A 13,500-nucleotide genomic window follows, 5' to 3' on the forward strand; every position below is an offset into this window, starting at 1 on the left:
TTACTTTCTAAAATTGCCATAATCATCGCTACTCCTAGACCATTATCTGCACCAAGAGTAGTTCCGCGAGCACGAACCCAGTCTCCGTCTACATACATATCAATTCCTTGTTTGTCGAAATCGAAAACAGTATCACCATTTTTTTGATGCACCATGTCTAAATGTCCTTGTAAAACCAAAGCTTTTCTGTTTTCCATTCCTGGAGTTGCTGGTTTGCGGATAATTACGTTGCGAATATCATCTTCAAAAGTTTCTAGACCTAAACTGTTACCGAAGTTTTTCATAAATTCGATTACTCTGTCTTCTTTTTTTGAAGGGCGAGGTACTGCGTTTAAATCGGCGAATTTGTTCCAAAGTTCTTTTGGTTCAAGGTTTCTTATTTCTTGGCTCATTTTTATTAGTTTGTTATTTACAAGTGTCAAAGTTACAAAGTTTAAATTCTTTTTTTGCAAAAAAGTAATCGTAATTATCCAATATAAATTTTCTTTAATAATTAAAAATATGTTAATAAGGAATGAACATTTTTAAAATTAATTATATTTGCCACATGAAGTTTTTCTCAAGAATAATTCTAGTTTATTTTATTTTCTTTCAGTTTTCATCAATTGTTTTAATTTTGATAAATTCTGAGAAAGGAAATAAAGTTACAATGAATGTTCTTGATGAAGATGAGCATTCGAAAGAGATAGAAAAAAATAAAAAACTCAAATTAGAGTGTTTTTATGCCTATACTGATGAGTTTTTATTTCTTATTAAAGAAACTACTTCAAAAGTTTCTAAACCCTATTTGTTGAAAAAATACTCAACATTTTCTACTCAGTTTATTCCTCCACCAGAATTAGCTTAAAACTCAAAAAAAGGTACAAGTTTACTTGTGATTATTTATGGTTTTAAATTAAATATAGGATGACAAAAAATAATAATATTTTTGGCAACCTTAGCTCGGATATTCCCGCTGGGCTAGTGGTTTTTTTAGTGGCATTGCCATTGTGTTTAGGGATAGCTTTAGCTTCTGGTGCACCATTGTTTTCTGGAATAATTTCCGGTGTCGTAGGAGGTCTTGTAGTTGGTTTTTTGAGTAAATCTCATCTGTCCGTTTCTGGACCAGCTGCTGGTTTAACAGCAATTGTTCTCATAGCAATTACCACTTTAGGTGCTTTTGATAATTTTTTAGTAGCGGTTTTTATAGCTGGAATTATACAAATTATTTTAGGGTTTCTTAAAGCGGGTACAATTTCAAATTATTTTCCTAATAATGTCATTGAAGGCATGTTGGCAGGAATAGGAGTAATTATTTTCTTAAAGCAAATACCTCATGCTGTAGGTTATGATAAAGATTATGAGGGTGATTTAGCATTTTTGCAACCTGATGGACAGAATACTTTTTCCGAAATATTTTCGGTACTTGGTAATATTCATCTGGGAGTTGTTATTATGACTTTAGTATCATTAACTATTTTGATTGTTTGGAATAAAATAAAATTCTTAAAGGATTTAAAATTGGTTCCTGCCGCATTAGTAGCCGTTATTGTTTGTGTTTTATTGAATCAAATTTTTATTAATTATGGTGGCTCCCTTGCAATTAATTCTGACCTATTGGTTAGACTTCCTGTACCTCAATCGTTAGATGAATTTAAAGCAATTTTTGTTTTTCCAAATTTTTCAGCCATAACTAATAAAGAAGTCTGGATTGTTGGATTCACTATTGCTGTTGTAGCATCTATCGAAACTTTATTATGTATTGAGGCAGCAGACAGAATGGACGTTCGAAAAAGAGCTACCGATACTAATAATGAATTGAAAGCTCAAGGTATTGGTAATATTATTAGTGCTTTATTGGGAGGATTGCCCATGACATCTGTTGTGGTGAGAACATCTGCAAATGCTGGTGCTGGTGCAAAAACTAAAATGTCAAGTATTATTCATGGAATTTTATTATTATTTAGTGCGGTAACAATTCCTTTTGTATTAAATAAAATTCCTTTGGCTACATTGGCTGCGGTTCTTCTAATGGTTGGATATAAGCTAGCAAATCCTAAGATAATTAAACATTTTTACGAAAGAGGAAAATACCAATTCATCCCTTTTATTGCAACTATGTTGGCTGTTGTATTTACAGATTTATTAAAAGGAGTAATGTTAGGAATTATAATAAGTATTATATTTATTTTAAAAGGAAATATGCAACGTGCTTATGCTTTTAGAAAAAAAGAATATAACGAAGGCGACATTATTCATATTGATTTAGCACAAGAAGTATCATTTTTAAATAAATCTGCAATTAAATCTACGTTAGCTTCTATTCCAGAGCATTCGAAAGTAATTATTAATGCTTCCGACACGGTTTATATAGCTCATGATGTTTTAGATATGATTAAGGAATTTAAAAAAATACGTGCAAAGGAGGAAAATATTAAAGTAAAGTTGATGGGTTTTAAGAAGGCATATGAACTTGAGAATAGTGGAGAAGAAGAAAAACATGTTTTTGTAGAGCATAAAAATTAGTAATCTATATATACACTTAAAAAAAAATATTTTAGAAATTTGTATAATAATATAAACAAATTTAAAGAGGAATATTAATTTGATTTTTAAATAAATAATATAATGAGAACACATAATAAAGAATCACAAACACAAATGACTCCAAGAAAAGCATTAGAATTTTTGCAAGAAGGAAATGAGCGATTTATTAAAAACTTAAAAGCAGATCGAAATTTATTACAACAAGTAAATGATACAGTAGATGGTCAGTGGCCATTTGCAACCATATTAAGTTGTATAGATAGTAGAACTTCTGCAGAATTAATATTTGATCAAGGCTTAGGAGATATTTTTTCAGTAAGAATTGCGGGTAATGTTGTAAATACTGATATATTAGGAAGTATGGAATTTGCTTGTAAAGTAGCGGGTTCTAAACTTATAGTAGTTTTAGGACACAGTAAATGCGGTGCTGTAAAAGGGGCTTGTGATCACGTAGAAATGGGAAATTTAACAGAGTTATTGTCAAAAATTCAACCAGCAATTTATGAAGAAAAGACAATAACAGAAGATAGAACTTCTAAAAATGCATTTTTTGTTGAAAATGTATCAAAAATTAATGTAAAACGCAGTGTCAAAAATATTATCGAACGTAGTTTTATATTAGAGCAAATGGTCGAAAATGGTGAAATTGGAATAATAGGAGCCATGCACAATATAGAAACAGGTGAAGTAGATTTTTATACTGATGTTATATATATTAGAGATGATAAAAACCCAAATTTTTCTGTTGCAGATTTAAGATTAAGTTAATGTAAGTAATTTTTTTAATTAAAATGAGTTTGGTTTTAAGGGCGGATTTATTTTGAGTATGAACTCAAAAATATCCGCCTATTTTTTGTCGAAAATTATGTTTTTAAATAATAAAATGTATTTATATTTACATATTAATACATTTCTGTGAACAAAAAATACCTACTCCCATCATTATTATTAGTCCAAATTATTGGTTTAAAATTACTTACATTTTTCCCAGAATTTATGGAGAAAAACTATAGTAACGGAATTTACCCAATAATTTCGAGGTTTTCTCGCACTTGTTTGGGCTGGATTCCTTTTTCGTTTGGTGATGTTTTGTACGAAATATTAATTATTTGGGCTATTTATTGGTTCTACAAAAACCGAAAAGAGAATTGGAAAAATAAATTATTATCTGTTTTGAGTTTTGTTTCTGTCGCTTATTTTATTTTTCATATTTTATGGGCTTTTAATTATTATCGAGTGCCACTTTTTGAAAAAATGAATATAAAAAGAGAATATTCCGACAAACAATTACTCGATTTTACTAAAAAACTAATACTTAAAACCAACGAAATTCAATTTCAGATTACTAACGATACTGCAAAAAAAGTAGCAATTGTTTATACACAAAATCAGATTTTTGACAAATCGATTGTTGCATATGAGAAGTTATCTAAAGAATATTCGTTTTTTACTTATGGTGTTCCGAGCCAGAAAAAATCATTGTTTAGTTATCCGTTAACTTATATGGGTTTTGGAGGTTATTTGAATCCATTTACCAATGAAGCTCAAGTAAATGATATGATTCCCATGTATAATTTTCCGAGTACGGCTTGTCACGAAATGGCGCATCAAATGGGTTATGCTAGCGAAAGTGAGTGTAATTTTATTAGTTTTTTATCGTCTACAAAAGCGGATAATTTATATTTTAAATACTCAGGATACAGTTTTGCTTTGCGTTATTGTTTGTTTAATTGGGGAATTCGTAACCCTAAAATATTCGAAGAATTACTAAAATCAATCAATCCGGGAGTTCTAAAAAACTATCAGGAAAGTCAAGATTTTTGGGAAAGCCACCAGACATTTATAGATACTGGTTTTAAAATTTTTTATGATAACTTTTTAAAACTAAACCAGCAAAAAGACGGTTTAGAAAGTTATAGTAAATTTGTCGATTTGATGGTAAATTACTATAAAACTAAAGGTTTTGATTAAAAAATAAATAAAAATTATAACATAATATATAATGTATTTTTGCAAAATAATAAATTAAAAAATGGTCGATTTAGAATATCTAGACTTCTTAGAAAATATACTCACAGAAAACAGGAAAGAAAAATTTTTGAAGGTACTGAAAAATAGAACAAATCATTTTACAGTAGTTGTCGAAGATGTTTTTCAGATGCATAATGCAAGTGCGGTAATGCGTAGTTGTGAAGTTTTTGGAATTCAAGAATTAAATGTAATAGAAGAGCGTTATGGCAAAAGTATCGATAAAGAAATTGCTATGGGTGCACAAAAATGGGTCGATATCAATACTTTTGATAACGTTTCTAATTGTATTAACACCTTAAAAGATAAAGGTTATCAAATCATTGCGACAACACCACATGAGAATGATTGTTTATTAGAAGATTTTGATATTTCTAAACCGAGCGCTTTATTTTTTGGAACAGAAAGAGATGGATTGTCTGATGAAATTTTGAAACAAGCTGATGGATTTTTAAAAATACCAATGGTTGGCTTTACAGAAAGTTTAAATATTTCAGTTTCGGCAGCTATTATTTTACAAAATTTGACACAAAGAATGCGTCAATCTGATGTAAATTGGCATTTATCTGAAGTAGAAGTTCTAGAAAAAAGATTGTCCTGGGCAAAAAGCTCAATTAAGGATATTAAAAGAATTGAGAAGAGATATTATAATTTAGAAGCATAAAAAAACACGCAATTTGCGTGTTTTTTTGTAGTATATACTTGAAATTTTCTATTAATATTAGAATTGATCTCTTCCAGCAAAATGAAAAGCACCTTCAATGGCAGCATTCTCGTCACTATCTGAACCGTGAACGGCATTTTCTCCAATAGAAGTAGCATATTTTTTACGAATAGTACCTTCAGCAGCATCAGCAGGATTTGTAGCTCCAATTAGAGTTCTAAAATCTTCAATTGCATTTTCTTTTTCTAAAATAGCAGCAACAATAGGCCCTCTAGACATAAATTCTACTAACTCTCCGTAAAATGGTCTTGCAGCATGTACTGCATAAAATTTTTGAGCATCAGCTACTGTCAATTGAGTCAATTTCATTGATACAATTTTAAAACCAGCTTCAGTTATCATGTTTATTATTCCGCCAATGTGTCCGTTTTCAACACCATCAGGCTTAATCATTGTAAATGTTCTATTCGTTGCCATTTGTTTTTTTTTAATTTGGTGCAAAAGTAATCTTTTTTTATAAAAATGAAAGCTTACTTTTATAATATATTTTAGTTTATCGTTCTGGCTAATCTAAATCCGTAAAATTCATAAGTTCTGTCTGGAGTTGTACTAATTCTATTGCTAGTTCTCAAATAACTTTCCTTACTGTCCCAAGAACCGCCACGAACCGATTTTTTTTCGCCTCTTATAGGACCAGTTGGGTTTTTCCCATCCTCACTTTTATAATAATCTTTATTATACCAGTCATAACACCATTCCCAAACGTTTCCACTCATATCATAAATTCCCAATTCATTTGCTAGTTTTGTTCCTACAGCATGTGGTCTTTTTTCGCTATTATTTTGTTGCCACGAAATCTCATTGGAAACATTAGAACCAGAAAAATTATAGTTTTTAGATTTTTTTCCACCTTTTGCAGCATATTCCCATTCTGCTTCAGTTGGTAATCTATATCCATTTGAAGTAAAATCACAAATAATGTTAGGTCCCGCAAAAGTATAAACTGGTTTGTATCCATCTTGTTTACTTAGCCAGTTACAATAGTTAATAGCATCATTCCAAGTAATATTTGTAATAGGATAATTGTCATTTATTCCCCAAACTTGATTGGCAGGCATTTGTTTTTTTGTTTTTTTGCAATATTCTTTCCATTCCCAAACAGAAACTTCAAGTTTGTTTATTTCAAAATTAGCAACAGTAACTTCGTGTTGTTTTTGTTCATCATTTTCCGCAATTTTATTTTCGTCAGGTGAACCCATTAAGAATTTTCCGCCATCCACTTTAACCATTTGAATAATTAGATTTTTAGATTGCCCGTAAGATGTAGGAAATATCGTTAATATTGATATTATTGCAAATAAGTATTTTTTACCCATAATTATTAAATTGTTATATAATTGTAAAATTAAGAGGCGAAAATAAAATTATTTTTAATAAAAACAAGTTTTTGTCGACAATACGGTATTAAAATCGATGAAGTTACATTTCGCTAATCGAAAAGCTCATGCAAAGTGGTTTTAGATCTCTAATTAATTTTTGAATAAGTTCGATTCCATTTTCTAAATAAAATTCTGAGAAATTATATTTTCGTTCTTGCAAACTTTCATTGGGAAACAATTCGTTTTGAAGTTGAATGATTCTTTCCAATTGTGCAAGATGTACTTTTTTTTCAGCTTTCAGCAATCGTTTTTCAAGATTTTCTAGCCCTTTTAGTTGTTTTTTTTCTTGAGCATTTACTGCACCAGCAAATGATTTATCTGTCTTAAGTACTATTTCATGGAATGCTTCAAATTGTTTTTTAAGATGCATTTTTTGCTCAGAAAAATCGATGTTTATTTCTGAAAACTGTTTTGTTTTAAGATCAATTAATGTTTCTTGTTTCAAAAATAATTCTTCCCAATTTATGTCTAATTTAGATCTTTTTGTTTCTTGTTTTTCACTAATTAAAACTACAGAATTTCTAATCAATAATATAGGAAAGGTTACTTTATGAAAATCGAACATAGCTTTTAGTTCTAACCAATAGGCAATTTCTCCACCACCACCAATATAAGCTAAATTGGGTAAAATAACTTCCTGATATAGAGGACGTAAAATAACGTTTGGGCTAAATTTTTTAGGATTTTTATCTACTAAGTTTAATATTTCGGCTTCAGTAAATTCAATAGTTGTATTATTAACTTTGTAATTGCCGTTTTCATGAATAATGCGTTCTCTGAGATTATCTTCAATATAAAAAAGATTAATTTCTCTAGGATTTACTTGAATTGAGTAATTATTTAGTTTAATAATACTTTCTAGCACTTTTTTATTTGAATTTTGATATAACAATTCGTCTTTTATGTAAGGAATAAATTGTTTTTTCAAATCTGTTGAATCTCCATCTAAAATAACTAAACCATATTCACCAAATAATTGATTGGCTAAATATCTTGTGGCTTCTGCTAAATTAGAATGTTCTAAATAACTATCTGAAAATAATTTTATTAGATATTCGGCATTATTGCTAGAGCCAAGTTCTTTTTTAAAAACTTTAAAAAAAGCAGTTAAATCTTTAGTAGATAATCGACCAACAGGACCTTTAGATACTGCATTCCAACTAAACTTTTTATCTTTAAAACTAAAATGGTTTATTTCTTCAAAATCATGATCTTCTGTTGCCATCCAGTAAATGGGAACAAAATTGTACTCAGGATAATTTCCTTTTAGTTGTTTGCATAAATTTATAGTAGAAATAATTTTATATAAAAAATAGAGCGGACCAGTAAATAAATTGAGCTGGTGTCCAGTAGTTATTGAAAATGTTTTATTGTTTTTGAGAAGTGAAATATTCTGATTAGTTAATTCTGAAATTTCGAAATTTATATATTGTTTCTCTAATTCCGAAACTAAGATTTCACGTTTAATACCATTATTAAAGTTTTTTTCTTTTTCTTCAATTTGATTTTTAAAATTTTCAATAGTAGGAAAATGATTGTATAATTCTTTTACTTCTAATTTTTCGTCTAAATAATCGGCAATTAATTTTGAAAAATATCCTGATTTTTGATAGCTAATACAGTCAGTTGGCATAATTGAAATTTATTTCTGCTAAATTAATAAAAATAATGTAGCTAAATTCGGTTTAACATAGGCTTATGATTTAATTTTTAATTTTCAAAACACCACCAAAATCATTTGAATAAATTGTACGATTATAAAATAATAGAAGCGTGTAAATTTCTTACTTTTGGTTAAAATATAAGATTTTTTATATGGATGTAAAGATTGAAAGTTTTTGGAATCGTATTCTAAATCCAAACGCAAAGATTGTTTCTGATGAGAATTCATCATGGACTAAAGAAATTGAGTTTCTCTACAAAAATGGTATTAGTATGGAAGAAGCGCTTCGTTATCTTCATTATGAAAAGCCAAGTTTATCGGTCTTTAATGATTGGGTTAATCTTCATAAGAATGAAATTAAAAAAGCAGAAGACATTATCGATGAGGTGCTTTCTAAAGAAGATTTAGATTTTTGGGATAAAAATGGTTATGTTGTCATTAAAAATGCCATTTCAAGATCTGATTGTGAGGCAACTCAAAATGCGATTTGGACTTTTTTGAGGGCAAACTCTGAAGATCCAACTTCATGGTATCAGAAACATGAAGAGAAAAGAGGGCTGATGCTAAATTTTTCTAATCATCCAACACTTAATAAGAATAGGGAATCTGCTAAAATTCAAAAAGCTTACGAACAATTATACAAAACAAATAAAATTTACAAAACGATCGATAAAGTCAGCTTTAATCCACCAATATCAGAAAATTATTCTTTTTTAGGAAGTGATCTTCACTGGGATGTTAGTCTTAAATTACCAATACCTTTTATGTTGCAAGGACTTATTTATTTGTCTGATTGTAATGATAATGATGGAGCTTTCCATTGTGTATCAGGTTTTCATAATAATATTTCATCATGGATGAGCAATTTACAAGCCAATGAAGACCCAAGGGAAATAGCTCCGAAATTATTACTATCAAAAGCCGTTACTGGTCAGGCAGGAGATTTTATAATCTGGCATCAAGCATTGCCGCACTGTGCAACACCAAATAAAGGAAAACTTCCTAGAATGGTACAATATCTTACTTATTTTCCTGAGGAAGAAACAATAACTAAAGAATGGATATAAAATTATCGCTTCATAGCGAAATGACCTTTATATTCTTTTCCATTAGCTCTAGTTACAACAAACCAATAATCGGTTGATGGTAGTTCTTTTCCATTGAAGGTTCCATTCCAACCATCAGAACTATAATCTAATTCTTTGATAAATTTACCATATCTATCAAATAGTTTAATTCTTAAACTAGGTTCTGTGTTTGAGAATTTTATCTTCCATTTGTCATTAAATCCATCTCCGTTTGGAGTAAAGTATTTTGGGTACATTAATAAAAAAATTTCCTCTGAAATCGTACCACACCCATTTTTATCTCTAATAAAAACTTTATATTCTCCGCTATTTAAGTCAGTAAAAACATTACTGTTTTGGTAATTATTCCCGTCTAATGAATATTGATAATCTCCAACACTACTAGTCGTTACTATGATGGTAATTGAGTTGTCATTTACTGTCCAATCATTTGTAATGACTTGAGATATAGTTGCTACATTTGAATTTACAACTTTAAAATCTTTTGAAGAAGTACAATTTATTCCAATATGATTTTCGGTTACCGTAACCGAATAATTACCAGCTTGGCTAACAAGAATTGAGGAAGTGCTTTCTCCAGTCGACCACAAATATTTGTCAAAATTACCAGCATTTATAGTTACGGTTTTACCTTGACAAATAGGAGTGACTTCAGCAATTGGGATATTTGGTTTGCTATACAATCTTAAATTCAATACTACAATTTGATGACAAGTATTTACATTGTCAATACGTACATAAATTGTAATTGTGCCAACATTTAATTGATAATCAATCTCATTATTTATTTTTTCACTAGGAGTTTGGTTTTGAGCTCCTGAATATGATTTGTAAAAGCTGAAAGTATTTCCAGCGGTGTTTGAAATTAAGGAAGAATTATAACTTGTTAGGTCAATTTTTTCATATCCACTATTCAAATCATCGCAAAAATAATCTGAAAAATCATTTGCATTTAGCGTATTGATGAGATTAATTGTTATAGATGTTCTATTTACACTTTCGCACCCGTTTAAAGTTTGCGAAGCATAGTAAGTTGTTGCGTTTTGTATAATAGTGTTCGCAGGTAAAAGATTCCCTCCAGTTTGAGTATCATACCATTTAACACCTGTACCAGATATTGCAATATCATTTAACGTTGCATTTGCTGTACTACAAAAACTTTGATTAGGATTAGCAGTAGGTGATGGTGTATTGTAAATCGTAATTGTAACAGGAACTCTATTACTTTCGCAATTATTGTTAGTTTGCAAGGCGTAGTAAGTCGTTGCGTTTTGTAAAATGGTATTTATAGGTAAAATATTTCCTCCAGTTTGTGCGTCATACCATTTTACATTCTGACCGGTAATGGCAATGTTACTTAGTGTAGCGTTTTGTTGGATACAAAATTGTTGGGTTGCAGTAAGAATTGGTAAAGCTGTAGCGGTTATAACTACACTTTGATTTTGTGTTGCGCTATTTCCGTTACCATCGTTATAATTCCAATGGATTGTATAATTCCCAGGGGTTGTATAGTTTAAAGGATCTACGGTGATACCGTTTAGTTGACCAGCACAATTATCTGTTGCAGTTGGTATTGTAGATATAATTGTGTTACAGTCTCCAGTTATTGTTTGTAAATTTTGATTATTAGGCACTGGAGCAGTACTATCTCCAACTAAAACATTAACTGTAACCGTATTATCGCATCCGCCAGTTCCGGTTATGCTACAAGAATAAGTGCCGCTATTTAAAGCACTAGCATTATTGATGATTGGGTTTTGTATAGATGAAGTAAATCCATTTGGTCCTGTCCAATCATAATTTATACCTCCTGAAGCATTCAATTGAATTGAACTTCCTATACAAATTGGAGAATTACTTGTGACATTTGTTAAAGATTGACAATCAAAGAATTTTTCTAAAAATCTAGCTGGCGAATTATTTGTGTATTGTTGAAAAGAATTAGGTGTTGTTATTCCATTTGTACTAAATGTGTAACCCAAAATATAAATGCCTCCTATATTATCAACTTTAATACCTTGACAAAATTCGGTAATATTTCCTCCAAAATATGTTCCCCAAGTTCTCGTGCCATTTTTATTGAATTTAGCTATAAAAATATCCGCTGAACCATTTAAATTTTCAGAATAACTACCAGGTGTTGATATGTTGTTTGGGCTCATGGTACTGCCAGATAGAAAAACTTCGTTATTTTGATTAATATCTATTTTATAATATCCCCAATCTTCTAAACCTATTCCTCCATAATATGTTCCCCAGATTAGCATTCCATTTTGATTGAATTTTGAGAGATACGCATCAGTAGAACCTCCATTTATCTCTTGGTGTGAATTTGGAGTCGAAATCAATTCGGTACTTCTAGTGTTCCCAGAAATATAAATATTGTCTTCTAAATCTACTTTTAAACTAAAATTATATTCAGCTTCATAACCACCATAATACGTTCCCCAAATTCTTTGACCATTTGAATTAAATTTACCAATATAAGAATCATAATAAGAAACTCCCGTTTGAGTATTATAGCTAAAAATTGGTTGATGAGTTCCAGGTGTGGCTATATAAGAATTTCCATTTGAAGTATCACCAGAAATAAAAATATTATTATTACTATCAGTATCAACACTTCTGACTTCACATAATCCATAATATGTACCCCATAATTGATTACCTTGATTATTAAATTTAGCAATAAAACCTTCTCCAACAGTATTTACATTTACAGGTTGGGTTCTTGTTTCTTTAAAACTTCCAGATGTTGTTATGCCATTTATACTAAAACTTTCCCCTACCATAATTATATTTCCATTTAAATCAATTGCTAAATCAAGAGGATATTCACAACTTTCTCCACCGAAATAAGTTCCCCAAATTCTTTGACCATTTAAATTGAACTTTTCAATAAAGCAATCGTTTTTAGAGCTCCCACTTCCGGTATTAATTCCGTTACCTGGATTATATACCGAACTATGCGTTCCTGTTGTTGAAATATTTGAATAACTTTGAGTTACACCACTAATAACTAGATCGTTTCCGTTAATATCGGAGTTATAAATTACGTCCCCACCTTCACCACCAAAATATGTTCCCCAAATTTGATTCCCATTAGGGGAAAATTTAAAAATAAAACCGTCTTTTTGACCTTGAATTTGAATTTGAAAAGCACCTGACGTTGCTATATTATTAGTGCTACTAGTTGAACCACTTAAATATAGATTGTTTAAATAATCATTAGATAAACTATTTCCCCATGTAGAAACTTCCCCATAATAAGTTCCCCACAACCTCACAGGAGTAGGATCAATAATAACTTTTTTATTATTTAAGTTTTCTGAACTCTCAAATCCGTAAACATTATTTTTGAGTTTTTTATAACCTATATTAATTTCATTTTTATCAGTGCTATTTTCTGACCAACTTAATGGTAAAGTCTCTTCCATTTGACCAAAACGAACATTCATTTTTATTTTATTGCCAATCAAATTTGTTTTTACACCATTAAATTTTAATTGAATATCCGATATTTTCCCGCCTTTATTTACAATAAAATTATATTCAACTGCTTTTGTTGTATCTTTTGGAATAAAAAAATCAACATCAATATTGTTATAAAGATTCTTGTATTTTATTTTTTTATATTTATAAACATTGGTAATACCATGAGGAGTATTGACAACATTGTAATAATTATCGTAATCAATAGATTTTTCATCAGCTACTAACTCGACCATTTTATTTGAATTTACGAAGTCAATATCTATTCTATGATAAATATATTCTAAAGTATAATTAGGATTTCTTATAGTGTCTTCTTTTGAAAGTTCTGAAGTGTATCTATTATCTAGCTCTTTTTTAGATAAAGGATGTTTTTTTGTTTCATAAATATCATAAGAAAAACCATTTTTTTTAATCTGAACGTTTAATCCAGGAGTATTTAATAAATATAAAACACCTTTATTTTGTTTCCCTTTTTGATCAATAATTTGACCTTTATTTTCAATAAATCCAATTGAAGACTTTTGCTTTTGAGAATAAGCACATATGTTTAAAATGAAAAAGAATAATATAATTTTAAGGCGCATAAATGATAGAATT

10 protein-coding genes and 1 pseudogene are annotated in these 13,500 nt (G+C 29.6%); 6 read left to right on the top strand and 5 right to left on the bottom strand.

The window, feature by feature from the left end; genetic code table 11:
- Window positions 1-392: pseudogene (locus ABI549_RS06645) on the bottom strand (cytosol nonspecific dipeptidase); the annotation flags it as partial.
- A gap of 122 nt (window positions 393-514) precedes the next feature.
- On the opposite strand from ABI549_RS06645, the gene ABI549_RS06650 reads away from it, so the two are divergent.
- The 5 genes from ABI549_RS06650 (at window position 515) to ABI549_RS06670 (ending at window position 5,218) form a co-directional block, all read left to right on the top strand.
- Window positions 515-847 carry a hypothetical protein gene (locus ABI549_RS06650; protein WP_348075678.1) on the top strand — a complete coding sequence of 111 codons (333 nt, stop codon included), beginning with the start codon at window positions 515-517 and terminating at the stop codon, window positions 845-847.
- A 59-nt stretch (window positions 848-906) separates the two neighbouring features.
- Window positions 907-2,505, top strand: coding sequence for a SulP family inorganic anion transporter (locus ABI549_RS06655; RefSeq protein WP_348075679.1), 1,599 nt, complete (start codon window positions 907-909; stop codon window positions 2,503-2,505).
- Between the two features lie 102 nt (window positions 2,506-2,607).
- Complete coding sequence (locus ABI549_RS06660; protein ID WP_348075680.1) at window positions 2,608-3,294, top strand: carbonic anhydrase family protein; 687 nt, start codon at window positions 2,608-2,610, stop codon at window positions 3,292-3,294.
- Window positions 3,295-3,441: 147 nt separating this feature from the next.
- The gene (locus tag ABI549_RS06665; protein WP_348075681.1) at window positions 3,442-4,497 is read left to right on the top strand and encodes a DUF3810 domain-containing protein; all 1,056 of its coding nucleotides are present in this window, start codon (window positions 3,442-3,444) and stop codon (window positions 4,495-4,497) included.
- Between the two features lie 61 nt (window positions 4,498-4,558).
- The gene (locus ABI549_RS06670) at window positions 4,559-5,218 is read left to right on the top strand and encodes an RNA methyltransferase (RefSeq protein ID WP_348075682.1); all 660 of its coding nucleotides are present in this window, start codon (window positions 4,559-4,561) and stop codon (window positions 5,216-5,218) included.
- 57 nt (window positions 5,219-5,275) lie between these two features.
- On the opposite strand, the gene ABI549_RS06675 is transcribed toward ABI549_RS06670, so the two are convergent.
- From ABI549_RS06675 to bshC, 3 genes are all read right to left on the bottom strand, one after another.
- Window positions 5,276-5,695, bottom strand: coding sequence for a nucleoside-diphosphate kinase (locus ABI549_RS06675; RefSeq protein WP_348075683.1), 420 nt, complete (start codon window positions 5,693-5,695; stop codon window positions 5,276-5,278).
- Between the two features lie 71 nt (window positions 5,696-5,766).
- Complete coding sequence (locus ABI549_RS06680; RefSeq protein WP_348075684.1) at window positions 5,767-6,594, bottom strand: SUMF1/EgtB/PvdO family nonheme iron enzyme; 828 nt, start codon at window positions 6,592-6,594, stop codon at window positions 5,767-5,769.
- Between the two features lie 103 nt (window positions 6,595-6,697).
- On the bottom strand, window positions 6,698-8,290 hold the full coding sequence (bshC, locus tag ABI549_RS06685; RefSeq protein ID WP_348075685.1) for a bacillithiol biosynthesis cysteine-adding enzyme BshC: 1,593 nt from the start codon (window positions 8,288-8,290) through the stop codon (window positions 6,698-6,700).
- Between the two features lie 182 nt (window positions 8,291-8,472).
- On the opposite strand from bshC, the gene ABI549_RS06690 reads away from it, so the two are divergent.
- Window positions 8,473-9,387 (top strand): phytanoyl-CoA dioxygenase family protein, encoded by a 915-nt coding sequence (locus ABI549_RS06690; RefSeq protein ID WP_348075686.1) that lies wholly within the window; start codon window positions 8,473-8,475, stop codon window positions 9,385-9,387.
- A gap of 2 nt (window positions 9,388-9,389) precedes the next feature.
- Here the strand turns inward: ABI549_RS06690 and ABI549_RS06695 are convergent, their stop codons facing one another.
- Window positions 9,390-13,487: a T9SS type B sorting domain-containing protein gene (locus tag ABI549_RS06695; RefSeq protein WP_348075687.1), complete on the bottom strand. Its 4,098-nt coding sequence runs from the start codon at window positions 13,485-13,487 to the stop codon at window positions 9,390-9,392.
- Window positions 13,488-13,500 lie beyond the last annotated feature (13 nt).

Origin of the sequence: Flavobacterium sp. (genome assembly GCF_039932285.1) — a bacterium.
In the GTDB taxonomy this organism is placed as follows: Bacteria; Bacteroidota; Bacteroidia; order Flavobacteriales; family Flavobacteriaceae; genus Flavobacterium.